22 protein-coding genes and 1 other RNA gene are annotated in these 23,430 nt (G+C 60.7%); 13 read left to right on the forward strand and 10 right to left on the reverse strand.

From position 1 onward, the window contains the following. Positions 1 to 12: 12 nt before the first annotated feature. From glpK (AArcS_RS09060) to AArcS_RS09075, 4 genes are all read right to left on the reverse strand, one after another. The gene (glpK, locus tag AArcS_RS09060; protein WP_238477101.1) at positions 13 to 1,545 is read right to left on the reverse strand and encodes a glycerol kinase GlpK; all 1,533 of its coding nucleotides are present in this window, start codon (positions 1,543 to 1,545) and stop codon (positions 13 to 15) included. A 301-nt stretch (positions 1,546 to 1,846) separates the two neighbouring features. Then, entirely contained in the window at positions 1,847 to 3,388 is a 1,542-nt protein-coding gene (glpK, locus tag AArcS_RS09065) for a glycerol kinase GlpK (protein WP_238477102.1), read from the reverse strand. 266 nt (positions 3,389 to 3,654) lie between these two features. Continuing rightward, positions 3,655 to 3,879, reverse strand: coding sequence for a hypothetical protein (locus AArcS_RS09070; protein ID WP_238477103.1), 225 nt, complete (start codon positions 3,877 to 3,879; stop codon positions 3,655 to 3,657). Positions 3,880 to 3,885: 6 nt separating this feature from the next. Then, positions 3,886 to 4,287, reverse strand: a complete 402-nt coding sequence (locus tag AArcS_RS09075) for a hypothetical protein (RefSeq protein ID WP_238477104.1) — start codon at positions 4,285 to 4,287, stop codon at positions 3,886 to 3,888. Positions 4,288 to 4,439: 152 nt separating this feature from the next. On the opposite strand from AArcS_RS09075, the gene AArcS_RS09080 reads away from it, so the two are divergent. Further along, on the forward strand, positions 4,440 to 4,985 hold the full coding sequence (locus AArcS_RS09080) for a universal stress protein (RefSeq protein ID WP_238477105.1): 546 nt from the start codon (positions 4,440 to 4,442) through the stop codon (positions 4,983 to 4,985). Positions 4,986 to 5,125: 140 nt separating this feature from the next. Here AArcS_RS09080 and AArcS_RS09085 read toward each other — a convergent pair whose 3' ends face one another. Next, the gene (locus tag AArcS_RS09085) at positions 5,126 to 6,112 is read right to left on the reverse strand and encodes a DUF7973 family transport facilitator (protein ID WP_238477106.1); all 987 of its coding nucleotides are present in this window, start codon (positions 6,110 to 6,112) and stop codon (positions 5,126 to 5,128) included. Positions 6,113 to 6,114: 2 nt separating this feature from the next. Further along, positions 6,115 to 7,656 carry a glycerol kinase GlpK gene (glpK, locus tag AArcS_RS09090; RefSeq protein ID WP_238477107.1) on the reverse strand — a complete coding sequence of 514 codons (1,542 nt, stop codon included), beginning with the start codon at positions 7,654 to 7,656 and terminating at the stop codon, positions 6,115 to 6,117. A gap of 263 nt (positions 7,657 to 7,919) precedes the next feature. Between glpK (AArcS_RS09090) and glpA the strand changes: the two genes are divergently transcribed. The 4 genes from glpA to AArcS_RS09110 are packed head-to-tail and all read left to right on the forward strand — an operon-like array spanning position 7,920 to position 13,423. After that, on the forward strand, positions 7,920 to 9,659 hold the full coding sequence (gene glpA / locus AArcS_RS09095) for an anaerobic glycerol-3-phosphate dehydrogenase subunit GlpA (protein WP_238477108.1): 1,740 nt from the start codon (positions 7,920 to 7,922) through the stop codon (positions 9,657 to 9,659). Then, the gene (gene glpB, locus AArcS_RS09100) at positions 9,649 to 10,926 is read left to right on the forward strand and encodes a glycerol-3-phosphate dehydrogenase subunit GlpB (RefSeq protein ID WP_238477109.1); all 1,278 of its coding nucleotides are present in this window, start codon (positions 9,649 to 9,651) and stop codon (positions 10,924 to 10,926) included. The genes glpA and glpB overlap by 11 nt, the downstream gene beginning before the upstream one ends. A gap of 36 nt (positions 10,927 to 10,962) precedes the next feature. Then, the gene (locus AArcS_RS09105; protein WP_238477110.1) at positions 10,963 to 12,249 is read left to right on the forward strand and encodes an anaerobic glycerol-3-phosphate dehydrogenase subunit C; all 1,287 of its coding nucleotides are present in this window, start codon (positions 10,963 to 10,965) and stop codon (positions 12,247 to 12,249) included. Between the two features lie 28 nt (positions 12,250 to 12,277). After that, on the forward strand, positions 12,278 to 13,423 hold the full coding sequence (locus AArcS_RS09110) for a Cdc6/Cdc18 family protein (protein ID WP_238477111.1): 1,146 nt from the start codon (positions 12,278 to 12,280) through the stop codon (positions 13,421 to 13,423). 3 nt (positions 13,424 to 13,426) lie between these two features. Here AArcS_RS09110 and AArcS_RS09115 read toward each other — a convergent pair whose 3' ends face one another. Both AArcS_RS09115 and AArcS_RS09120 read right to left on the reverse strand, forming a co-directional pair. Then, positions 13,427 to 14,437: a DUF368 domain-containing protein gene (locus tag AArcS_RS09115; protein WP_238477112.1), complete on the reverse strand. Its 1,011-nt coding sequence runs from the start codon at positions 14,435 to 14,437 to the stop codon at positions 13,427 to 13,429. A gap of 49 nt (positions 14,438 to 14,486) precedes the next feature. Beyond that, entirely contained in the window at positions 14,487 to 17,210 is a 2,724-nt protein-coding gene (locus AArcS_RS09120) for an oligosaccharyl transferase, archaeosortase A system-associated (protein ID WP_238477113.1), read from the reverse strand. Positions 17,211 to 17,351: 141 nt separating this feature from the next. Here AArcS_RS09120 and AArcS_RS09125 point away from each other — a divergent pair, with 141 nt between their 5' ends. Genes AArcS_RS09125 through AArcS_RS09145 form a run of 5 tightly spaced genes read left to right on the forward strand, consistent with a single transcriptional unit; the run spans position 17,352 to position 20,693 of the window. Further along, positions 17,352 to 18,002, forward strand: a complete 651-nt coding sequence (locus AArcS_RS09125) for a hypothetical protein (protein WP_238477114.1) — start codon at positions 17,352 to 17,354, stop codon at positions 18,000 to 18,002. After that, positions 17,999 to 18,664 (forward strand): hypothetical protein, encoded by a 666-nt coding sequence (locus tag AArcS_RS09130; protein ID WP_238477115.1) that lies wholly within the window; start codon positions 17,999 to 18,001, stop codon positions 18,662 to 18,664. The genes AArcS_RS09125 and AArcS_RS09130 overlap by 4 nt, the downstream gene beginning before the upstream one ends. Before the next feature lie 24 nt (positions 18,665 to 18,688). Continuing rightward, positions 18,689 to 19,468: an HAD-IIA family hydrolase gene (locus tag AArcS_RS09135; RefSeq protein ID WP_238477116.1), complete on the forward strand. Its 780-nt coding sequence runs from the start codon at positions 18,689 to 18,691 to the stop codon at positions 19,466 to 19,468. Between the two features lie 54 nt (positions 19,469 to 19,522). Then, a complete protein-coding gene (locus tag AArcS_RS09140; RefSeq protein ID WP_238477117.1) occupies positions 19,523 to 20,284 on the forward strand; it encodes a DUF2797 domain-containing protein in 762 nt (253 codons plus the stop codon). 52 nt (positions 20,285 to 20,336) lie between these two features. Further along, the gene (locus AArcS_RS09145) at positions 20,337 to 20,693 is read left to right on the forward strand and encodes a hypothetical protein (protein WP_238477118.1); all 357 of its coding nucleotides are present in this window, start codon (positions 20,337 to 20,339) and stop codon (positions 20,691 to 20,693) included. A gap of 19 nt (positions 20,694 to 20,712) precedes the next feature. On the opposite strand, the gene AArcS_RS09150 is transcribed toward AArcS_RS09145, so the two are convergent. After that, positions 20,713 to 21,084, reverse strand: a complete 372-nt coding sequence (locus tag AArcS_RS09150) for a DUF7344 domain-containing protein (RefSeq protein WP_238477119.1) — start codon at positions 21,082 to 21,084, stop codon at positions 20,713 to 20,715. A gap of 223 nt (positions 21,085 to 21,307) precedes the next feature. On the opposite strand from AArcS_RS09150, the gene AArcS_RS09155 reads away from it, so the two are divergent. From AArcS_RS09155 to AArcS_RS09165, 3 genes are all read left to right on the forward strand, one after another. Further along, positions 21,308 to 21,580, forward strand: a complete 273-nt coding sequence (locus AArcS_RS09155) for a ribonuclease P protein component 4 (RefSeq protein WP_238477120.1) — start codon at positions 21,308 to 21,310, stop codon at positions 21,578 to 21,580. A 100-nt stretch (positions 21,581 to 21,680) separates the two neighbouring features. Beyond that, on the forward strand, positions 21,681 to 21,926 hold the full coding sequence (locus AArcS_RS09160) for a YhbY family RNA-binding protein (RefSeq protein WP_238477121.1): 246 nt from the start codon (positions 21,681 to 21,683) through the stop codon (positions 21,924 to 21,926). Continuing rightward, a complete protein-coding gene (locus tag AArcS_RS09165; RefSeq protein ID WP_238477122.1) occupies positions 21,926 to 22,798 on the forward strand; it encodes a mechanosensitive ion channel family protein in 873 nt (290 codons plus the stop codon). Before AArcS_RS09160 ends, AArcS_RS09165 begins: the two co-directional genes overlap by 1 nt. A gap of 314 nt (positions 22,799 to 23,112) precedes the next feature. Here the strand turns inward: AArcS_RS09165 and ffs are convergent. Further along, positions 23,113 to 23,424, reverse strand: an RNA gene (gene ffs / locus AArcS_RS09170) — signal recognition particle sRNA. Between the last annotated feature and the right edge of the window lie 6 nt (positions 23,425 to 23,430).

The raw sequence follows: 23,430 nt of genomic DNA on the forward strand, positions 1-23,430 counted from the left end.
CCGGACTGGTAGTCACTCCCCTGACCAGTCAAGTGAACGCTCGACCGCATCCGACCACTGCTCGTACCGACGGTCTGCACGTTCGGCCTCCATCTCGGGCTCGAACTGTCGGTCAACCTGCCAGTTCGCGGTGAGTTCGTCAAGGTCAGACCAGTAGCCGACGGCGAGACCGGCCGCGTATGCCGACCCCAGTGCCGTCGTCTCGTCGACCTGTGGTCGGACGATTCCCGAACCGATGATATCGGACTGGAGCTGACAGAGGAAGTTGTTTTTGACAGCCCCGCCGTCGACACGTAGCGCACCCATGTCGATGCCGCTGTCGGCTTCCATCGCTTCGGCCACGTCACGCGTCTGATACGCGATGGATTCGAGCGTCGCCCGCACGATGTGCTCACGTCGCGTCCCTCTGGTTAGTCCGACAAGCGTTCCGCGCGCACGCTGGTCCCAGTGGGGCGCGCCGAGACCAGTAAAAGCGGGGACGAAGTAGACACCGTCAGTCGAGTCGACGCTCCGTGCGAGCTTTTCAGTCTCGGCAGGGGCGTCGATAATCGTCATATCTTCGAGCCACTCGATCGCCGCGCCGGTGATGAAGATCGACCCTTCCAGCGCGTACTGGACGGGTTCGCCCGAGCGCTGGAAGCCAACCGTCGTCAGCAGACCGTTGTCGCTGGTGACGGCTTCGTTGCCCGTGTTCATCAGGAAGAAACTACCCGTCCCGTAGGTATTTTTCGCATCACCCGCATCGAAGCAGGTCTGCCCGAACAGCGCGGCCTGCTGGTCGCCAAGTGCGCCCGCGACCGGAATCTCCTCCCCGAGGAAGCCGTCTGGGTCGGTGTAGCCGTAGTAGTTCTCGTCGCTGGAGGGACGCACTTCCGGTAGCACCTCCTTTGGCACGCGGAACTCCTCACAGAGTTCGTCGTCCCACTCCATCTCGTGGATATCGAACAGCATCGTCCGGGAGGCGTTCGTCACATCCGTGACGTGATTGCCCGTCAGATTGTAGATCAGCCAGGTGTCGATCGTTCCAAACAGTACCTCTCCCGCACTCGCACGCTCGCGAACGTCGACGGGACGTGCGCGCCGGGTTGTGATCGGGTCGGCGTTGTCGAGCAGCCACTCGGCCTTCGTCGCCGAGAAGTACGCGTCGGGTTCCAGACCGGTCTTGGCCTGTACGTCATCGGCTTTTCCCTCGTTCCGGAGCCTCTCGACGCGATCGGTCGTCCGGCGGTCCTGCCAGACCAGTGCGTTGTGGAGCGGTCGCCCGGTGTCGGCGTCCCACAGCAGCGTCGTCTCGCGCTGGTTCGTCACGCCGATCGCTTCCAGCTGGTCCGCGGAGAGGTTTGCAGCGTCGAGGGCCCGTTCGGTAACCGCTTTCGTGTTCTCCCAGATCTCGTGGGGATCGTGCTCGACCCAGCCCGGTTGCGGATACTGCTGTACATGTTTCTCGTAGGCGTTCGCAACAACCTGCCCGCTGTGATCGAACACCATAAAGCGTGTTCCTGTCGTTCCCTGGTCGACTGCGCCAACATAGGTGTTGTCTGTCATGGTTTCGTGTTCCGGGATCCCCCCAGTTCGGATAGCGAGGTCAAATACGGTCAGCCGCCAGCGATTCCTTGCTAGAAAATTTCCAGTATCAGTGATAAATGTTCCCCCGAGTCCCAGATACGTTGCCAGTAAAGGCACCCACAGAGGCTACGAGCTGACGATATCGTCGAGGCAGAGAACCGATACTTTGCGGACGATGAGACGACGCTATTGCTCTGTGGAGCGCCACCCTTCATCGGATCCACGGTCTCGAAGGGCTCTCGTCCCGGTATGCTCCGAGCAAAAACAAGATCGTGGAGGATTACTGGTCGGAATCGCGGGCCCAGTCACGGGAGCGATCGACGGCATCGGACCAGCGACTGTACAGTTTGTCCGCCACCTCGTTCGACATGTCGGGCTCGAACTCGCGGTCGATCTGCCAGTTCGCGGTGAGTTCGTCGAGATCGGACCAGTAGCCGACGGCGAGGCCGGCGGCGTACGCCGAACCAAGCGCCGTCGTCTCGTCGACTTCTGGTCGTGCGATGTCCGTGTCGATGATGTCGGACTGGAGTTGACAGAGGTAGTTGTTCTTGACCGCACCGCCGTCGACACGCAGCGTCTGCATGTCGATGCCACTGTCTGCCTCCATTGCCTCGGCCACGTCGCGTGTCTGATACGCGATCGATTCCAGCGTTGCCCGCACGATGTGTTCGCGTCGAGTCCCACGCGTCATGCCGACGATTGTACCGCGTGCGCGCTGATCCCAGTGGGGCGCACCGAGGCCGGTGAACGCGGGAACGAAGTAAACGCCGTCCGTCGAGTCAACGCTCCGTGCGAGCTCCTCGGTCTCGGCGGCGTCCTCGATGAGTTGCATGTCCTCGAGCCACTCGATCGCCGCACCAGTAATAAAGATCGACCCTTCCAGCGCGTACTGGACCTCTTCGCCCGAGCGCTGGAAGCCAACCGTCGTCAGCAGGCCATGTTCGCTCGTGACCGCCTCATCGCCGGTGTTCATCAGGAAGAAACTGCCCGTCCCGTAGGTGTTTTTCGCGTCGCCAGCCTCGAAACACGTCTGGCCGAATAGCGCGGCCTGCTGGTCGCCAAGCGCCCCCGCGACCGGAACCTCGGCACCGAGGAAGCCGTCCGGGTCGGTGCTGCCGTAGGTCTCCTCGTCGCTGGAGGGACGAACCTCCGGTAGCATCTCCTTCGGAACGCGGAACTCCTCACAGAGTTCGTCGTCCCACTCCATCTCGTGGATGTCGAACAGCATCGTTCGTGATGCGTTCGAGACATCCGTGATATGATTGCCAGTCAGGTTGTAGATGACCCAGGTGTCGATCGTGCCAAAGAGGACATCCCCTTCAGCGGCGCGCTCCTGGACATCGGCGGGACGGGCGCGCTGGGTTTTGATCGGGTCGGCATTATCGAGCAGCCACTCGGCCTTCGTCGCCGAGAAGTACGCGTCGGGTTCGAGGCCGGTTTTGGCCTGCACGTCGTCGGCTTTGCCGTCCTCCTGGAGCGTCTCGATTCGGTCGGTCGTCCGGCGGTCCTGCCAGACCAGCGCGTTGTGGAGCGGCCGGCCCGTATCGGCGTCCCACAGCAGCGTCGTCTCGCGCTGGTTCGTTACACCGATGGCTTCGAGCTGGTCCGCGGTGATGTTCGCGTCCGAGAGCGCCTGTAGCGTGACGTCTTTGGTGTTCTCCCAGATTTCCCGGGGGTCGTGCTCAACCCAGCCCGGCTCCGGATAGATCTGTTCGTGTTTCTCGTAGGCGTTGGCCACGATCTGTCCGCTGTGGTCGAATACGATGAACCGTGTTCCTGTCGTTCCCTGGTCGACTGCGCCGACGTAGGTGTTGTCTGTCATAGATGAGTCTATAGGTGGTTATCACCTGTTGTGCAGGTCATGTTGCTGATTGCTGCCGGTGAGCCCCTGATAATAAACGACCACAGTATCCCTCATAAATGTACCACACAGATCAGACTGGCCACTGTTGCACTCGAATACCGTCAGATGCGCCGTGGCGCCACAGTGCAAGATTGCTGCTGTTACAGATGAAATATGACAGGTGTAGTCATAGCGCTGTGTGGAACGGACCAATCAAAGCGATCAGCCGTTTCGGGAAAGCGGCACTACCAGTGATCCGGCTTGATTTGATTGATGACAAGTGTCACAACGAGGAAGACGATCCCCGAAATGGCGCCCCCGACAACTGCAGTAAACATGCGATCGATCAGCGGACCCTGAACGTATGCGAAGAGCACGAGTGACATGATACCGACAGTGAACGCCAGATTTCGAACATCACGGCGTTCGATACCGACGGATTTGCCAACCCCTGAAAAGTACTCATCCATTACGACTCACCGACGAGGGAGTGTTCCCCGGAGCGCGAAGAATCCGACGAACGCGAGAAAACAGCCGGTAAGCAGGCTAATGTTGTGGTCTGTCGTCACAACCATCGTCACGAATCCAGCAATTGATCCGAGAAGCAACCCACCGCCGACCGCACCGTGATGAAAGTTGTCAGCGGTCGGGTGGTCCGCCAGCGACTGGCGCTGCTCGGCAGGGACAGAGATACTCGCATAGTAGGGCAACAGAAACTGGACGCCGATACCGACCCCCGCGGCGACGACTGCACTGAACTCCGCGTGCATCGTAATCAGGAGACTTGCTGTAAAGAACACTACGGTGACCAGTGTCGAGACGATCCAGCTCCACTTGTCGGCAGTTTTGACCCGGTTCGAGAACTCGTATTCCGACATGTGCCGTCATTGCTCACGAACGCATATAACTATATCTGAGTATCGTCAGCTACCCCGCAGCATGGTGGCCATGAGCACTGCCAGCATGCCCCCAAGAATATGGTGGTTTAGAATAAATCTACAGTTGCCCGAGTACAGCTTCGGGAGAGATCATGTACAACACAATCCTGTATCCAGTAGATGGGAGTGAAGGCGCGAGTGCCGCAGTTAGCCACGTCCGTACTCTGGCTGAAACCTACAGCGCGACGGTCCATGTGCTTCACGTCGCTAACTCCTCGTATCTCGGCTACGAGAGCGAGGACGGGCCGAGAGGAACGATCGGCCGCAAGGATGCCAGATCGGACTCGGGGATGGCCGGTACAAAGACGGAATCTGCGGGAAAAAAGCAGGCACGGACCGCAATGGCTGGCACCGATCCATCGGAGCTCCGTGAGGCCCACCGGGAGCGGTGTGAGAAGCTTGTTGCCGATACAGTAGCACAGTTTGAAGGGCTAGATGTCGAATCGATAGTGCGCGTCGGGAAGCCACATCAGGTGATCGTCGGGTACGCGAACAACAACGATATCGACCTTGTCGTCATGGGGACACACGGCCGAACGGGTGTCGATCGGTACCTGCTCGGTAGCGTGACAGAAAAAGTACTCCGAACGTCGGATGCTCCAGTCGTCACCGTCAGGCGGGACAGCGCAGACGACTGATCGATGGTCTCTTTTTTGGTGGGCCGACCCGACGCCATCCCGGCGTCGAGGTTGGCGACAGTATCGCCACTCGTGCAGTAGACACAAAAATGAACTGCTACGGGCCGTTCTCAGTGAAAAGAACGAGAATTCGGGCGTAGTTATGCGCCGAGTTCCAGTCCGAGGATCGACTCGGGGAACGCCCAGAACGCGGCGAAGTCACCGATAGCGAGTGCCAGAACCGTCGCGAGCAGTCCGGACATAAAGATCCCGAACGCTGGCGGGTCAACGTGGGTCTTACCGTGTGCGTAGAAGACACGGTTACAGACTTCGCCCATGAGCGCGCCGAAGATACCGAAGCCAAGCGCCGCGAGCATGGCGACTTCCGGACCAGCCAGTCCACCAGCAGAGACCCCGAATGCACCGACTGCACCCGGAAGTGTGATGTGGTGTGTGACTGGGAAGTCGGGAACACCAGTGTTCAGGAGGACCAGACTGGCAGCGCTGATACCGAAGACGAGCACGACGCTACCGGTTTCGAGGTAGACGAACCCACCGACGAGACCACCGACGAGACCGATCATCGTGACGCCGCTCCACTTGTACATGTGCGGCAGCCAGATGCCGGGTGCTTCCTCTTCGTCCCGTTCGGCGGGGCTCATGTCGAAGATGCTATCTCCGGTAATCTCACCGATGATGCTGTAGCCGAAGACGACACGGTGGATCAGCGCGGAGAGAAACACCATCAGCGCGATGTTATCCGTCGGCGAGCCGACGTAGTTCAACATCTGTTCGCCGACAAGACCGATGATACCGAAGATACCACCGACGAGCAACACGTCGACGTTATGTGTTCCTAACCCGTCAACGATATTCTTCCCGTCGTCGAGGTAGCCCTGCTTCGCCGCGTACGCGGCCGCAGCGGCACCCGCTGCGAACGAGATGTGGGGACCGAACACCGGACCGAATCCGATCGATCCAGTGATCGCACCTTCCGCACCAGCATACACAGCAGCCTCACCCGCAATCACCATGAAGCCGGTGAAGACGAATGCCGGAAGGGCACCGATCGAGGCTGCGAAGGCACCGCCTGCGAACGCCGCCATCCAGAAGACCGGATCCCCCAGTAGCGTTGCTTCGAGTACCACGTTCAGTCACCACCGTCGCGGGCCCAGTCGCGGGAGCGATCGACGGCGTCGGACCAGCGACTGTACATCTCGTCTGCTTCCTCGTTCGACATCTCGGGCTCGAACTCGCGGTCGATCTGCCAGTTCGCGGTGAGTTCGTCCAGATCCGACCAGTAGCCGACCGCGAGACCGGCCGCGTAGGCCGAGCCAAGCGCCGTCGTCTCGTCGACCTCCGGACGTGCAATATCCGTGTCGATGATGTCGGACTGGAGCTGACAGAGGTAGTTGTTCTTGACCGCACCGCCGTCGACACGCAGCGTCTGCATGTCGATCCCGCTGTCGGCCTCCATTGCCTCTGCTACGTCGCGCGTCTGGTACGCGATGGATTCGAGGGTTGCCCGCACGATGTGTTCGCGTCGGGTCCCACGCGTCATGCCAACAATGGTTCCGCGTGCGCGCTGGTCCCAGTGTGGCGCACCGAGTCCAGTAAACGCGGGAACGAAGTAGACGCCGTCCGTCGAGTCGACGCTGCGCGCGAGCTCCTCGGTCTCGGCGGCGTCCTCGATGAGATCCATATCGTTGAGCCACTCGATCGCCGCGCCAGTGATGAAGATCGATCCTTCGAGCGCGTACTGGACCTCCTCACCCGAGCGCTGGAAACCAACAGTCGTCAACAGGCCGTTTTCGCTGGTGACGGCCTCGTTGCCCGTGTTCATCAGGAAGAAGCTCCCAGTTCCGTAGGTGTTCTTTGCATCGCCAGCCTCGAAACACGTCTGGCCGAACAGGGCCGCCTGCTGGTCCCCGAGCGCACCGGCGACAGGGACTTCCGCGTTCAGGAACCCATCGGGGTCGGTCGAGCCGTACGTCTTCTCGTCGCTGGAGGGTCGGACCTCGGGCAGCATCTCTTTGGGCACGCGGAACTCCTCACAGAGTTCGTCGTCCCACTCCATCTCGTGGATGTCAAACAGCATCGTCCGCGACGCGTTCGAGACATCGGTGATGTGGTTGCCCGTCAGGTTGTAGATGACCCACGTGTCGATCGTGCCAAAGAGCACGTCGCCCTCTGCGGCGCGTTCGCGAACGTCGGCGGGACGGGCGCGCTGGGTTTTGATCGGATCCGCGTTGTCGAGCAGCCACTCGGCCTTCGTCGCCGAGAAGTACGCGTCGGGTTCCAGACCGGTCTTGGCCTGTACGTCGTCGGCTTTGCCTTCCTCCTGGAGCGTCTCGATTCGGTCGGTCGTCCGGCGGTCCTGCCAGACCAGCGCGTTGTGGAGCGGCCGGCCCGTATCGGCGTCCCACAGCAGCGTCGTCTCGCGCTGGTTCGTCACGCCGATCGCTTCCAGCTGGTCCGGGGTCAGGCCGGCATCGTTGAGTGCGTCCTGAATAACCTGTTTCGTGTTCTCCCAGATCTCGCGGGGGTCGTGCTCGACCCAGCCGGGCTCCGGATAGATCTGTTCGTGCTTCTCGTAGGCGTTCGCCACAACCTGCCCGCTGTGGTCGAACACCATGAAGCGCGTGCCTGTCGTTCCCTGATCGACTGCGCCGACGTAGGTGTTGTCTGTCATGGTTTCGGTTGGTTTGTGTCCAGAGTTGGTCGTATACGGTGTCCATACACGGCACTTTACTCGTGGCGCCGTGATATCAGTAAACAACAAGTACATTCATTATAAATGTTTCCACTCAACGTTACTAACCGTCGTGAATAGGGGTGTTTCACACAAATAAACCCGTAATATCTGTGATGAAGGGGGTGTTCACATGTTTTTTATCGGAGGTTGGAAAACAGCGGTAAAGTAAAGTAATAACAGTACCACGATTCAGAAGACAGATGGAATCCAGTACCGGGGTCCTCGTCATCGGCGGTGGGTCGACCGGCACCGGCATCGCGCGCGACCTCGCGATGCGGGGTGTCGACGTCACACTCGTCGAGAAGGGGAACCTTACACACGGAACGACGGGCCGGATGCACGGCCTGCTCCACAGCGGCGGACGGTACGCCGTCTCGGATCAGGAAAGTGCCAAGGAGTGTATCATCGAGAACAGGGTCCTTCGGGACATCGCAAGCCACTGCGTCGAAATGACGGGCGGTCTATTCGTCCAGCGTCCACAGGACTCGGACGAGTACTTCCAGAAGAAGCTGGAGGGCTGTCGTGAGTGTGATATCCCTGCGGAAGTACTTTCGCCCGAAGAGGCCAGAGAAGTCGAGCCGTATCTGGCCGAAGACATCGAGCGCGCGATCAAGGTGCCCGACGGTGCGATCGATCCGTTCCGGCTGTGTGTCGCCAACGCGGTCAGTACCGAAAATCACGGGGGGCGTATCGAGACACACGCACCGGTCACCGATGTACTCCTCGAAGATGGGGAAGTCGTCGGTGTCGAGGTGACCCACGAGAGTGGTCCGGGCAAGCGCGTGCACGGAAAAGAAGGACAGAAGGAGAAGATCTACGCGGACCACGTCGTCAACGCCGCCGGAGCGTGGACTGGTCGGATCGGCGACATGGCAGGCGTCGATATCGAGGTACGGCCCTCCAAAGGGGTAATGACCGTAATGAATGCACGGCAGGTGGATACGGTCATCAACCGCTGTAAGCCGAAAGGTGACGCGGATATTATCGTCCCACACGAGACGGCCGCTATCCTCGGCACGACGGATGAAGAGGTGGAAGATCCCGAGGACTACGCCGAAGAACAGTGGGAGGTCGACCTGATGATCGAAGAGCTCAAAGAGCTCGTTCCGATTTTGGATGAGTCGCGAACGCTCCGTTCGTTCTGGGGCGTCCGTCCGCTGTACGAGCCGCCGGACACGGGGACCGAAGACGCAACCGATATCACGCGACAGTTCTTCCTGCTCGACCACGAGGATCGCGACGATCTCACGGGAATGACGACGATCGTCGGCGGGAAGTTTACTACCTACCGGATGATGGCAGAGCAGCTCTCGGACCACGTGTGTGAGCGGCTCGGGATCGATGCCGAATGCCGAACCGCTGAGGTTCCGCTTCCCGGCAGCGAGAATACGGAGGTACTCGACGATGCGATGGACCGGTTCGGTCTCCGGTCGCCGATCGCCCGGCGGAGCAAACAGCGGCTTGGCAGTCGTGCCGAGGAGGTACTCGATGTGGACGGGCCGAACCCCGTCGTCTGCCAGTGTGAAGGAGTCACCCGTGCGGAACTCGAGGATGCGATCGATCAGTCGGGCACGGATCTCAATGCGGTTCGGCTCCGAACACGGGCATCGATGGGGAACTGTCAGGGCGGCTTCTGTTCGCGTGCGATGGCTGACCTGTTACACCCCGAGTACGAGGAAGCGATCGCCCGAGAGGCGTACGACGAACTGTTCCAGGAGCGCTGGAAAGGCGAGCGTCACGCACTCTGGGGTGAACAGCTCTCGCAGGCGATGCTGAACTACGCGCTGCACGCGACGACGCTCAACGCCGATGCAGATCCAGCGCGGCTCGGTCAGGACGTCGATTTCGCGGCGTTCGATGGCGGTGAATTCGACAGCGTCGAACGTACAGAGCGCGGAGCTGACGCCGTTGCGACTGACGGAGGACACGATGGCAATTGAAGACGACGTGCTCGTGATCGGCGGCGGACTCGCCGGCATTGCCGCCGCGGTCGGCGCACACGAACAGGGTGCACGGGTCCGGCTGGTCTCGCACAAGCAGTCCACGATGCGACAGGCCAGCGGACTGATCGACCTGCTCGGCTACACACCGAACGGCGATGGACCGGTCGTCGATCCGTTCGAGGCGATCGAGGAGTTACCCGAGGGCCACCCCTACGAGCGGGCCGGACTCGACGCCGTCAGAGCAGCCATGGACATGTTCGACGACGCCACTGGGGAGATGTACGCTGGCAGTCATACCGACAAGAACGCGCTCGTCCCGACCCACGGCGGAGCGATCAAGCCGACTGCACGGTATCCGGACAGTGCAGCGCCCGGGATCGCAAGCGCGCACGGTGATACGCTGTTTGTCGGATTCGACTCGATGATCGAGTTCGACGCCCCGGTCGCCGCCGACCATCTCGCGGCGACGGGCGTCCCGTACGAGACCGACGGCGCCACCATCGAGTTCCCCGGCAACCTTCGTGACGACGCCAAGGTGACTCGCTTTGCCCATCTACTCGATCGCGACGACGAGGTCGCTGTCGACGGCACGACGATGCCAGTTCGGACCGCCCTCGCAGAGCGTGTGAAAGAACACATCGACGGCCACGATCGGGTCGGATTTCCCGCGGTACTTGGCGACGATAACGCGGCCGAGGTTCGTGCCGAGCTGGCAGACAAACTCGGTGCGTCAGTCTTCGAGGTACCGATGGGACCACCGAGCCTTCCCGGACTCCGACTCGAAGACCGGCTGTACGAGTACCTTCACGAGATCGGCGTTCGCGTCTCGACTGGCAACCCGATCGTCGACGTCGAACAGGCCAACGGCGAGATCGATCGTGTCGTCGGCGACCATACCGGTCGGGAGGTACCGTACAAGGCCCAGCAGTATATCCTCGCGACGGGTGGCCTGGTCGGGAAAGGCATCGACTCGGATCGGGAGGGTGTGTACGAACCCGTCTTTGACTGTCACGTCCCACATCCAGCCGATCGATACGACTGGTTCGAGGACGGTGCGTTCGACGATCACGAGTTCGCCCGTTTCGGCGTCCCGGTCGATACCGAACTCCGGCCGCTCGATGCAGACAACGTACCCGAATTCGAGAACCTTCGGGCGGCGGGCAGTGTCCTCGGGGGCTATGACTTCCCAAGCGAGAAATCAGGCTCCGGCGTCTCGCTGGCAACCGGATACGCGGCAGGTGAACTGGCAGGTGATCGAGTATGAATGACGTGTGCGATCCTGACGACGAGGTGAGTTCCAATGAGTGATTCCCAGCAACCCAGTGATTTCGAACCGGTAGATGTGTTCGCGGAGACGGACGGTATGGATCTCCGTCCCGGCTCCGACGACTGTTACAAGTGCTCGACCTGCGATACGAACTGTCCGGTCGCGGAAGTCGACGACGATTTCCCCGGCCCCAAGTTCCAGGGTCCCGAACAGTGGCGGCTCAAACGAAAGGACGATTACGATATCGACGACTCGATCACGGACTGTTCGAACTGTCTTCGGTGTGATACGTCCTGTCCATCCGAGGTCCCGTTGAGTCAGATGCACAACACTGCCCGGAGTCAGTACGTCGACAACCAGATGAGCAAGCTCTCGGTGGAGTATATCAGGAACCGGATCCTGTCGAACTACCGGACCTCCGCCTATCTTGCGAGTCTCTTCCCCCGAACGGCGACCTTCGTGATGAACTTCGGTCCGGTCCGGTGGGTCATGGAAAAGGGGCTTGGAATCCCGAGCGAACGGGATTTCCCCGAATTCGCGACCACGACCTTCCGTCAGTGGTGGAAACAACGCGGCGGTGCACAGGTGCAAAACCCCGACAAGCGCGTCGCGTACTTCCATGGCTGTTACTCTAACTACAATACCCCGGAAGTCGCGAAAGCACTGGTGCACGTGTACGAGGAGCTGGGCTACGAGATCATGGTTCCCGAACAGAAGTGCTCGGGGACGCCGATGTTCGCGAACGGGATGTTGAGCGATGCACGACGGCACGCGGAGACGAACGTGGAGAACCTGACAGCAGCGATCGAGGACGGAGCGGACATTATCGCCTCCTGTACCTCCTGTTCGCTGGCGCTCCGACAGGAGTACCCGGAGCTCTTCGACATCGACGGGATCGAAGACGTCTCGAATCATACCTACGACGCGCTGGAGTACCTGCGAATCTACGAGGATCTCGAAGCCGAACTCGAGGGAGCGGAAGTCGACTTCCCCGATCTGGCATACCACGCACCGTGTCACTCACGAAATCAAGGTCTCGACGGGCAAGCACTCGAGTTGATCGAAAACATCGACGGCGTGATGGCCGAAGACGTTGGTGACTCCTGCTCAGGTATCTCCGGCACCTACGGCTGGAAAACGGAACACTACGATGTGTCGATGGAGATCGGCGAGGAGATGTTCGAGCACATGGAACACGCCGAAGGCGATGTCGGGATGACCGAGTGTCCGACCTGTGCGATGCAGATGGAACACGGCACGGGATACGAGATCAAACATCCCCTGGAGGTGCTCGAAGCCGCGCTGGTCTCGGAAGAGTAATGAACACCCTACAGTTAGGTGACAGTGGATGGACCTGAGCGAACGGATCGCTCGTCGCCAGCAGACTAACGCGGCCCAATCGGTTATTACCCAGGAGAGTGCGCTGAATCCAGCCGTACACCTCCCGGAGCCGATCGGTCGTGGAGCAATACTGGAGCGATTGCTGGACGCACTCGGACCCGTCTTCGAGGGGGCGCTCCCTGAGAACATCGCAGTATGTGGTCCAGGTGGTGCGGGTAAATCGGCAATTGTCACCTCACTGTTTTCACATCTGAACGATAGCTTCACCGAAACGAGCGGATCGATCGGAACGACGACCCGGTCCGGCTCTGCTGTCCCGACTGCCCAGTTCGCATATGTGAACACCAGACAGATCGACAGTGCGTTTCAGTTCTATCATGCAATCCTTGACACGGTTTCGTCGGAACCAGTTCCCCGGCGCGGAATCGGAACCGACGAACTCGCAAAGCGCCTCGAGGCGACGATACAGGGCACCCGGCCGGTCGTCATCGCGGTCGACCACATTGAGGACGGGGGGATATCGATCGACGATGCAACCGACCTTCTCGAACCGGTCGAGTCATCAGTGTGCCTACTTGCCATTCGTAACGGCGGAGTCGGCGACTGGTCGGGAAAGGTCGTTGAGGTCCCACGGTACCAGACACACGCACTCGTCGACCTCCTCGCCGAACGGGCTTCCTACGGGCTGGCGAGTGGTACGGTCTCTCACGAAGTCGCCCGCGAGGTCGCAAGCTGGGCAGACGGGGATGCACACGACGCCCTCGCCGCGCTATTTGGTGCTGCGATTCACGCTCAGGAGAGTGAGCACGAACATATCACGTCCGAGGACGTTGCCGTCGGTATGGGGGCAGTGCCGGAAGACTGCATCCAGATCGGACGCGTGCTCGCACTGCCGGATAACCGCCGGAACGTACTGCTCGAACTGCTTTCGGTCGGACCGGAAGCGGCGACGATCAGCGAAGTTTCTGCGGAGATCGGCCGCCGGACGGATCTCTCGCCGAACACCGTCCAGCGGTTCGTCTACGAACTGGCCGAGACGGGAATTCTCGAACGCACCGTCATCAACAGGAGCAGTTCCGACGGACGGCGTCCAACCACTGTCGTCCCACGATTTCCAACACTCGTGTTCCAGCGACTCGAAACCAAGCGGTAGCTATTACTCTCCGTCAGCAGTCGGTTCACCGATAACATCCGGTTTGTCAGATGTGCCCTCCACGTAGTTCAGATCATCAGTAAATCTATCCAGTGCGATCACTGCTGCCGCACCGAGAACCATAGCGAAGAGTATCGGCAAGAGTGGTTCGAGAACGTTTGCTGTGAGCGACTCTGTCGTGACGGTTACAGAAACGTTTGCTGTGACCTGCTGGGCCGGAAGCAACAGCCCGCCGACCATGAGTGCAACGAGAAAGGCAAGCGTTTCGGCCCGATGGCGTTCAAGGGCGCGCTTGACGAGGTGGGCAACGGTAAGTAGGCCGACGACTGCGCCGGTCAGGAAGGTGACGACAACCGTCCCTGTCGCAAGCACTTCCGCGATACTGCCCCCCGAAAGCACGCCAACCAGCGCGTCGACGAACGCGTTGAGCGCGTCAAGCATGAAGTAGTATTGGCCGAGCACGAGCAGAAAAAAGGCTCCAGACACACCGGGCAACACCATCGCGCTGACGGCGATCGCGCCGGCGACGAAGACGACCGGAAGCGCATGAGAGACTGAGCCAGCAGTGACGAGAGTCACGCCGCCAGCGATCAAGATACCCGCGGTCATGATCGGGATGGATCGACGGCGAGGGAGGCGGATCTGATCGGCAAGGACGACCGCTGAAGCGCCGATCAGGCCGAAGAAAAACGCTGCCGTCGCCGCGGGATATGTCTCGGCGACCGTCCCCACGACACGCGAGACGGTGAGGACGGCGGTTCCGATTCCCGCGCCGAGCGCCAGCAGAAAGCCGAGATCCATCCGGTCGATTCCGTCGGCGAGCGATTCGCGCGCTGCTGGGTCGTGAGGGCGGACCGCGTGGGTAACCAGCCGTGGGTCGAGCGTCGTAATCGCGGTGACGAGCCGTTCGTAAATCCCTGTAATTAACGCGATTGTCCCGCCCGAGACACCTGGCACCATATCCGCAACACCCATCGCAACTCCCTTGAAGTAGATAGATAGCCACTCGCGCATCTACTCCTAGCAAGAGGGGGTGGCGTAAAAACGGTTGGCGTCGTGGTGTTCAGCTCTGCTCGAACTCGACCGGGCGCTCGTCGCCGTCGTAGATTGCGGGTTCGGGCACGTCAGTGCTGCCGGTCGTGCGAACGTCCTCGTCGAACGCCGACAGATCGATCTGTCCACCGTCGATCGGCGCCTCGGCAACCGCCTCGGCGGAGACGTCCTCACCCGCGAGCACGGTGTACTCGTCGGTCGCCGTCACCGCGGTGTCGGTGTATCCATCCTCCGTGTCGAACTGATTGTCCGTCGCATAGGGGACGGTGACCTCGAACGAGCCGTCCTCGTCAGTCTCGGCGGACTGAACGTAGGTAAATGGGCGGTCACTGTTCGCCTCCAGTGGCACTGCCACGACGACCGTCTCGTCAGGTTCTGCCTCTCCGGTGATCGTTGCCCCCTCCACGCGCTCGTATGTTTTGACCGAGGAGACGACGTGTGTGTTCTCTCCGACATCGAGACCGAGCTGTGTGAGCTGTTCTTCGACGTCAGGTACCTGTTCCCAGCTGTTCGTTACCACCGGAATCTCAGCCCACACAGTTCCATCCTCATCGTCGGGGACTTCACCGACAACCGAGAACGACTCGCTTTCGTGGACGAGTCGGTAGCCCTCCATCCCCTGTGCATCGTCGTAGTACAGCGACCCGAGCATCGAGTCGTAATACTCGTCGCTGGCGGCCTGTACGCTTCCGCCGTCCACGTCGGGTACCGATGCCCACTGGGTGATCGCACCGAACTTGCTACCCGCCATCTGGTCGTCGATCGTAACGTACCGGACCTCCTCGCCAGTTTCCTGGTCAGTTCGGTCGTCCCGAATATCGCTGAGTTCATCGTCGTCCATCTCGGCGATCGTCCCGTCGTGACGCTCGGAGGCGGGCAGCGACTCGACCAGCAGGTCCGCACGCTCCTCGGACTGTGCCTGGAAGAAGCCACTGGCGGTATCAGTCCCCTGCTGGAACGGGTTCGCGGTCGGTATCCGCTCGCCCTCGACAGTGATCCAGTGGCCGTAGTCCCACCACGACATCACGCCGTACGCACCGTCCGGGTACTCGAAGTCGTCGGTGCGTTCGTAGGAGCCGTAGTACTCCATCGCCTCGTCGGCGTCTCCGAAGGTCCCCGGCTCGGGCGTGTCGCCCTCCATCCAGTCGAACGTATCGTCCCAGTACTCGACCGCGCCGGGATGTTGTTGATTCGCCTGCCCCACTGCCGAGAGCCCGAGTACGCCCGTGGCAAGCGGAAAGACGATTACGAGTACGACGGTAACGATCGCAATAACCTGGTAGGTTTCGACATCGGAGAGCTGATCGATCGACGGCATTTCAAGGAGTCTGAACGCCTGCACCAGAATCCAGCCGTTCAGGACGGCGACGGCGACGGCGAGGTAGTAGTGATAGCGGATCTGAGTCAACGCCATCAGTGTCAGGAAGATCGTCCAGACCACGACGAGGAGAACCTCCGCACGGAATCGACTCGCATCCAGCAGTCGCCAGACCATCCAGACGAGTGCGATGACGGCGAAAATATAGGTGAAAGCGTAGTTGTTGATCAGATACGTACTCGCACCACCGGGCTGTTCCGCGGTCGGCTGGGCCTCGCTGATCGTCATCGCGGTCTCGGACTGACCGAGCAGCAGCTGGCTCTGGACCTGGCTCCAGACGGTGTCGAACAGCCCCGGCAGTGCGATAGCGACCACTGCGACCGCGAGAACGACCAGCCCTCCCACCGTGATGGGGTAGCCCGTCGTACTGATATCGCGTGTCTCCCACTGCCGGGCGAGCCACGCCATGAAGACACAGCCTGCGGCAACAGACAGTGCAACGAGTGGCTGCAGCAACGACATGGTCGACGGGCTCGTGATCGCGAACTCGTCGACCGCCGGGAGGGAGAGAACAGCACCCACAGTGAGACTCACCGCGCCGACGACCGCGAGGTGTTCGGGGCTACGACCCTGCACGTACTCGACACACAGTGCAATCGCGAAAAACGCTCCAAGAATACCGATCAAGATAACCGCAGGGGGCCAGGTCCAGAGATACACCGCCAGAGAGACCCCGGCCAGACCACTCCATTTGAGTGTGGTATCGAGCCCGTTCCAGTCCCGATCCAGGAACTGCTCGTAGACCGGTTTCTCTCGCTCGGCGACCGTCAACGCGATCATCATCGCGAGGACAGTCGTCGCCTGAAACAGGACTTCCGCGACGTGATGATCGGTAAAGCCCACGGTGCTCCGCGTGAGGAACATGCCGGGGAGTAACGCGAGGATAAGAACAGCAAATACCCCACCGAGACGTCCTGAAAGGCGTTTGGCGATGAAATACGTCGGCAGCGCACAGAGGACGCCGAAGACAGCAGGTGCAAGCACGAAGACGATGCCCGCCTGACGCTCGGTCGGACTTCCGAGACCGACGATCAGGATCGCAGTAGCGATCAACTGGTCAAACAGCGTCCCGAACTGATCCGCGCTCGTCCCGAACGGGAACCGTGTCCACGGGTCAAACGGCATCGTCATCGGATAGTTTTCGACGACGTACATCGTCTCCCGGAAGTGGTAGTACGCGTCGTTACCGCTGAAATAGACCTGCTCGTCGCGGACGAAGTTCCCGTACGGTTGTACGCGGACCAGGAACATGAACAGCATCAACACTCCCAACGCCGGGACGTGATACCACTGCTGGAGAAGCTCCTCGACCGACCCCGAATCGCCGAGATTGAACCGATCGGTGTCGAGACTCATTGTCAACGACCAGTCCGAACCGAAGAATAAACCTTGTTATCTGGCGTGCGAGCGGAAACTCGACGGGCTCACCACCATTAGTTTTATCTGCATTCTGTTTGCTTATAAACATTAACGCGGTTCGAACGAGCGACTGATACAATGCCCACCAACCGCCGCCGCCTCCTGAAAAAAGCAGGCCTGTACGGTACCGGAACCGTCGTCGGCCTTGCAGCACTGCCCTCCCGAACACCGCGTGTGCAGGCCCCCGACAACGATTTCCCACACCCCGAAACCCTCCCGGAACTTGCCAGCGACGGTGCGACACCGATCGAAGAAGAAACGACAGCGTTCGCCGTCTGGCACTACAAACACGAACGCTCGGGGTTCCGGGCGACGGCCCCGATCAACGTCGTCTTTACGCTGGACGGGACCGATTCGGACATAGAGGACGTCATGTCGGTGCTCGACGACATTGGCTGGTACCGCTCGCCCGAGGAGTATACCAGATATGCCTGGAACTACTACGAGGACCGGTTCGAGGTTCAGCACGCGACCGCCGCCGAGACTCTCTTTGGCAACGTCGGCAGACATCACGTCCGATGCTGGCAGTTCGGAAACACCGTTTCGATGCAGGCCCACGAGGATTCCCCGGGATTCCCGAGACACACGATCGAGTCCTACGAGAGCACCCGAACATTCATCGAGCAGCTCTACGGCGTCCGAGGCTGGTCCGTCGCTTCGGCAGAGCTGGAGTTCGGTAATGACCAGGATCCGGACCACGACGGCCGGGTGACGGTGATCTCACCGTGACGGAAACAGGCAGATCCGGGACCACTCCGGAAGTTCCGAGACGACTGTATCGAGGGCTCAATCACGCAGTATTCGGTGCCTCGTTTCGCCGAACGCTTGTCGGCCTCTCGATCGTCGTCGCGTTCCTTTCGATCGTAGCTATTGGTGAACTGTTCGTACGACTGCTTGCAAGTGGCGTTTCGTTCTGGCTCCTCGCTGAAGCCGTCGACCTGGTACGCTGGCTGACTATCGTCGTCGCCGTCCTCTCGACGTTCGTGATCGCGGTTGGCTACGCTCTGTTCAACGGCGGCGTCGTGACGACGTACCTGATTGCCGTCTCACCGATCCTTTCCGGTCTTGCCACACGGGGCCACTGGGCGCTCGGCGTCGACGCGACGCTGGCGCTTTCCTGTGGGGCGATCGCTGCGACCATCGCGCTCTACGTAACCGGCTACCGAACAACCGGAACAGCCCGTCCGTCCCGGTTCGAGGGCGTCGAGGACGGACTGTTATTCACGTCTAGCGTCACCGTGATCGGCATGGTCGCACTCTGGCGGTTCGTCACGACGACGACGGCGGAGTTTACGACGATCACACTCGTCCAGCCAGCGCTTGCGGTGACGGTCGTTGCACTCGGCTACTACTGGTACCGCTGGGCGGCAGCGAGTGAGCGCGGGAGTTAACAGTAGTGGCCCCGTACTGTGACTATGAGCGATTTTCGTGCGGTTATCGTCGACGTCGACGGCACAGTGGTCCTCGGTGACGATCCGATTCCGGGTGCGCCAGACGGGGTGCAACGGCTCCGAGATGCCGGTCTCGACCTCCTCTTTCTCTCGAACAACCCGACAAAACGCCGGGAGCAGTACGTCGGTCGGTTGACGCCACTCGGGATCGACGTCGATCCGGACCGAACTCTCACCGCGGCGTCAGTGACTGGCGAATATCTCGCGGACGAGCATCCGGACGACGACCTGTTCGTGATCGGGTCCCCCGGATTGCTGGATGGACTGCGCGACCGCGGACTGAACGTCGACGCGACGCCAGCCGAGGCGGACGTCGTTCTGGGGTCGATGGACCGATCGTTCGATTACGGGACGATGACCCGGGCGATGTGGGCGCTCGATGATGGGACGACCTTTCTCGGGACCGATCCGGACATGACGATTCCGACCGCGGAGCGGGCTGAACCGGGGACGGGTGCGATCTTGCACGCGCTCGGCGGTGTGACCGATCGGCAGCCGGATCGGATCCTGGGAAAACCCTCGCGCACCGCAGCCGACGCGGCGCTCGACCGGCTTGGCGTGCCCGCCGAGGATGTCCTCGTGATCGGTGATCGACTCGATACCGACATCGAACTCGGCCGGCGGGCCGGAATGACGACCGCGGTCGTCCTGTCAGGGATCACTGATCGGAGTGACATCGACGAGGCGGAATCCACTCCCGACCACATCCTACCCTCCATCGCTGACGTCGACGAGTTACTCTGATCGGTCGCCGCGACAGCAGTATACATTTAATCGCGCCATGCCTAGCGGGAGTCGATGCAGGTCGTCGGCTACGAAGCGGCGTCGGAACCGCGAGCGAGCGGCGCACTCTTCCTCGCGGCGGACGGCGAGATCGAGCGACGCGAGTTGAGCTCCGGCACTGCCCTTGATTTTCGGCTCGGAGACCGACACTGTGCGGGAACGATCGATGCCGACGAACACAGTCGATGTAACGCACCGACAGCGCCCTACTGCGACGCGCACGATCGGACGTGGATCTGTGCACGCTGTACGGGCACCTGCCTGAAAGACGAGATGGATTGCTACGAGGAGCACGCGGTCTATCTCGCCGCGTTCGCCCCGTCGACGTTCAAAGTCGGCGTCACCCGTTCGTGGCGGCTCGAAACACGACTCTACGAACAGGGAGCCGACCGGGGCGCACACCTTCATACCGTCTCGAACGGCCGGATAGCCCGCGAACTCGAAGCCGAAATCGCCGAGCAGCTCACCGACCGGGTACGGGTTCCCACAAAGATCGCGGGGCTCGAGCAGGACATCGACGTGGCCGCCTGGCACGGGATACTCGACCAGTACGAGCCGATATCGACGATGAATCTCGATCATGGACTCGAACTGGAGCGCCAGCCGGTGCGGGAGACGGTTGCATCGGGGACGGTTCTGGGAGTCAAGGGACGCATCGCAGTCGTCGAAAACGGGAATACGCCGTATGCAGTCGATCTTCGGGAGCTCGTCGGCTACGAGCTACATAGAGCAAAGAGCGATCGGCGACTCCAGTCGAGCTTTGCCGCATTCGAGTGAGTCGGCGCACTCGACGAAAACCCTTTTCGGCACAGCGATTGAACGGGTATTCATGGCAGACGAGGACCAGCAAGACGACGGTGACGAGGAGAAATCGTTCCGCGAACGCGTCGAGGAGATCCGCGAGAAACGCGCCGAGGAGGGTGAGGATCGAGAGCACCCGCCGGAAGAAGCCATGGACGAGATGATGGGCGGCGGTCCCGGCGGCATGGGCGGTGGCAACCCCTTCGCACAGATGATGGGTGGCATGATGGGCGGCGGTCCGGGAGGGGCCGGTCCCGGCCGTCCAGGCGGCGCATCCGAAGGCGGTAATGAAGAACTGACACGAGAAATCAGACAGCTCCGCGACGAGGTCCGCGACGTGACCCGACAGCTTCAGCGGATCGCCGACGCGCTCGAAGACCAGTAGGACATCCCGGGGGTAGCAATCAGTTTTCGCTCGTTTGAGCGAGGAGTTCTGCTATCGTATCGAAGTTCTCGCCAGTCGCAACGATATCTTGCTCCTGATCGTAGACGACGACATCCTCGTCTTCGAGTTTCGGGATGTCCGAGTGATACAGCATCATGTACGTGTCCGTGACCTCCTCGGGATCGATCTCGGTGATGTCTTTCCCAAGCTGGCGGACCGCCACCGCCTCAGCGATATCCGGCAGTGTAACGTGACCGTGTTCGCGGAGGAGACCGAGTGCCTCCCGACGGCGACGGGTAGAGAGAAGCTCGAACGACCGACTCGTGGGAAGAGCCGGCTCGTACTCGTCTGCCGCAGATTCGGAATCCACACGAGAACTGTCCTCGGTCATTGTCCGTAAATTCCGCGTTCGCAGTGATACGTATTGTGGTTCGTTGTTTGGTGAACTATAGCTTCACGAGTGCAAGTACGCGCAGTCCCGCATTTCGAGGTGCCGGTAAGGAAAAGCAAAAAATACTTGTCCCTCTCTTGCCCAGATAACGATTGGGGCACTACTGGACGTCCTCTCTCCTTGTCCGTACTGCCCCGGAATCCCCCACTCCCCCCACTTTCCAATGACTATCGCCGACGAGCGCATCGAGCGTCTACAGGAGCTGGCCGCAGATGCTGTCGAAGACGATGAACCGGGGCTAGCACGTGAATACGTCCGATTGGCGCGGCGTGTCGCCGAGCGAAAGCGGAGATCGCTCCCGGAATCGTTCAAGCGGTTCACCTGTGACAGCTGTGATACGTATCTCCGGCCGGGAACTAACGCACGTGTACGGATACAGGACGGACACGTAGTTATCACGTGTGACTGTGGCCATCACTCGCGCTATCCGTACTGACGCCGGATCGAAATTATCGATACCGGATCGTCGCTTTTTCCGGGGTTCGACCGCAGAGCGCCCAAAAGAGTAAAACACGTGGGCTTAGAATGGATGATGTATGACTTCAGAGGCATTACAGCGAGAGATTCACGACCTAGACGTAACAGTGTGGGTCGGGAAAAGTGGGATCGAGGCAGTGACAGACGAGCTCGCGGATCAGCTCGACGACCGAAATCTGGTGAAAGTCAAGTTCCTACGAGCGGCGCGAGGACACGCTACTGCCGAGGAACTGGCCGAGGAACTGGCCGAGAAAGTAAACGCTGACGTCGTGCAGAGCCGGGGCCACACGGCGGTGATGCACTGATGGGTGCGATTCAGGAGCTGTTGGTCGATCTGGGTCTGGGTGCGGGAATCGCCGGGACGATCGAGTCGGCCGCACTGTTCGTAATTGCCTTTATCGCCATCTACGTGATCGGGAAACGGACTGTGCTTCCGGTCACTGACAGAGCGCTTGAGCGGCGAGATCTGGACGATCACGCACGAAAGCCGCTGGTAAAGCTCGCCTCCTTTGGCGTCGTCTTCGTCGCAGTCGCCGTCGCCTTCGGCTTCGCCGGCTTCGGGAACTTCCTGTCGTCGCTCGCGACGATCGCCGCTGCTCTCGCACTGGCAATCGGTCTGGCGACGCAAAACATCATCAGTAACTTCGTCTCCGGCGTGTTCATCTACGCCGACAAGCCGTTCCGCATCGGCGACTGGATCGAGTGGGACGGAAACTCCGGTGTTGTCGAGGACATCAGCCTTCGTGTCACACGCGTCCGGACGTTCGACAACGAGATTCTGACAGTGCCCAACTCCGATCTGACTGCGAACGTCGTCAAGAACCCGGTCGCAAAGGAGAAGCTCCGGCTGAAGTTCGTCTTCGGCATCGGCTACGACGACGACATCGAGAAAGCGACGGAGATCATCGTCGAGGAGGCCGAAAAGCTGGACGGGATCATGGACGATCCCGCGCCGTCGGTCCGTCTGACGGAGCTGAACGACTCGGACGTTGGGCTGCAGTCCCGCGTCTGGATCGCCGACCCGAGCCGAGCGGACTTCGTCAAGACTCGTGGCGAGTTCATCACGAACGTGAAAGCCCGCTTCGACGAGGAAGGGATCGACATCCCGTACCCACAGCGCGAACTGGAGGGCGATTTCGAGCTCACCAACCGTGCGGCGCTCGGCGCGGACGACTGACGGCGACTCCGTTCAAGCAGTCTTTTTTGAAACGACGAAATCGTGTTATAGAGCGAGTCACAGAGGTGGTGTTTACCTGTCCGAATCAGCCGACGAGTACGCATGCGTATACAATGTAACATTGTAACATTATTTACAAGGTTGCAGATCGGCAGAGCAGCGCTCTGGAACTGTCGGATTGCCCCTCTTTCGAGGCTCTGTTCGGTCTCCTCACAGGGGCCTCACGCAATGCTGGTGCGGCACAAGCGCCCGTACCACCGCAACTGCTACGATGAGAACACAGCTACCGCTTTGCACTCGAATACGATATGAATGAACGGACGCCCGGCGTTGCCCGGCGTTCCCGGCCGGGGAAGCCCGGTTGCCTCCTCCGCCCCGCGACCCCTCGAGCGACCATCGTCCAGCGGTTCGCTGCTCGCTTCCGCGCCTGACGAACTGCCGCCGGCGAATCGCGACGTGACGCCCCTGCGGGCGGACGCCGCGAACCGTGGCCCCCGAGGGACGAGGTTTCCACGTCGGCTTCCGGGGCCCGAACGGGTCTGTCCGGACGCGTCCGGGGTTCGGTCCCCGCTAAAGACCATAGTGCGGGTTGTGAGCAGGGCCTAACTGCCCGACCTAGTCCACCTCTTATT

This window comes from Natranaeroarchaeum sulfidigenes (assembly GCF_017094485.1).
GTDB classification, from domain to species: Archaea; Halobacteriota; Halobacteria; order Halobacteriales; family Natronoarchaeaceae; genus Natranaeroarchaeum; species Natranaeroarchaeum sulfidigenes.

Bases quoted from the DNA above. Each gene is read 5' to 3' on its own strand.
- AArcS_RS09105 (WP_238477110.1), top strand. From the start codon at position 10,963: ATGAGTGATTCCCAGCAACCCAGTGATTTCGAACCGGTAGATGTGTTC.
- glpB (WP_238477109.1), top strand. From the start codon at position 9,649: ATGGCAATTGAAGACGACGTGCTCGTGATCGGCGGCGGACTCGCCGGC.
- glpK (WP_238477102.1), bottom strand. From the start codon at position 3,388: ATGACAGACAACACCTACGTCGGCGCAGTCGACCAGGGAACGACAGGA.
- glpK (WP_238477107.1), bottom strand. From the start codon at position 7,656: ATGACAGACAACACCTACGTCGGCGCAGTCGATCAGGGAACGACAGGC.
- AArcS_RS09165 (WP_238477122.1), top strand. From the start codon at position 21,926: ATGGGTGCGATTCAGGAGCTGTTGGTCGATCTGGGTCTGGGTGCGGGA.
- AArcS_RS09080 (WP_238477105.1), top strand. From the start codon at position 4,440: ATGTACAACACAATCCTGTATCCAGTAGATGGGAGTGAAGGCGCGAGT.
- AArcS_RS09160 (WP_238477121.1), top strand. From the start codon at position 21,681: ATGACTTCAGAGGCATTACAGCGAGAGATTCACGACCTAGACGTAACA.
- AArcS_RS09135 (WP_238477116.1), top strand. From the start codon at position 18,689: ATGAGCGATTTTCGTGCGGTTATCGTCGACGTCGACGGCACAGTGGTC.
- AArcS_RS09075 (WP_238477104.1), bottom strand. From the start codon at position 4,287: ATGTCGGAATACGAGTTCTCGAACCGGGTCAAAACTGCCGACAAGTGG.
- AArcS_RS09140 (WP_238477117.1), top strand. From the start codon at position 19,523: ATGCAGGTCGTCGGCTACGAAGCGGCGTCGGAACCGCGAGCGAGCGGC.
- AArcS_RS09150 (WP_238477119.1), bottom strand. From the start codon at position 21,084: ATGACCGAGGACAGTTCTCGTGTGGATTCCGAATCTGCGGCAGACGAG.
- glpA (WP_238477108.1), top strand. From the start codon at position 7,920: ATGGAATCCAGTACCGGGGTCCTCGTCATCGGCGGTGGGTCGACCGGC.
- AArcS_RS09115 (WP_238477112.1), bottom strand. From the start codon at position 14,437: ATGCGCGAGTGGCTATCTATCTACTTCAAGGGAGTTGCGATGGGTGTT.
- AArcS_RS09070 (WP_238477103.1), bottom strand. From the start codon at position 3,879: ATGGATGAGTACTTTTCAGGGGTTGGCAAATCCGTCGGTATCGAACGC.
- AArcS_RS09125 (WP_238477114.1), top strand. From the start codon at position 17,352: ATGCCCACCAACCGCCGCCGCCTCCTGAAAAAAGCAGGCCTGTACGGT.
- AArcS_RS09145 (WP_238477118.1), top strand. From the start codon at position 20,337: ATGGCAGACGAGGACCAGCAAGACGACGGTGACGAGGAGAAATCGTTC.
- glpK (WP_238477101.1), bottom strand. From the start codon at position 1,545: ATGACAGACAACACCTATGTTGGCGCAGTCGACCAGGGAACGACAGGA.
- AArcS_RS09110 (WP_238477111.1), top strand. From the start codon at position 12,278: ATGGACCTGAGCGAACGGATCGCTCGTCGCCAGCAGACTAACGCGGCC.
- AArcS_RS09120 (WP_238477113.1), bottom strand. From the start codon at position 17,210: ATGAGTCTCGACACCGATCGGTTCAATCTCGGCGATTCGGGGTCGGTC.
- AArcS_RS09155 (WP_238477120.1), top strand. From the start codon at position 21,308: ATGACTATCGCCGACGAGCGCATCGAGCGTCTACAGGAGCTGGCCGCA.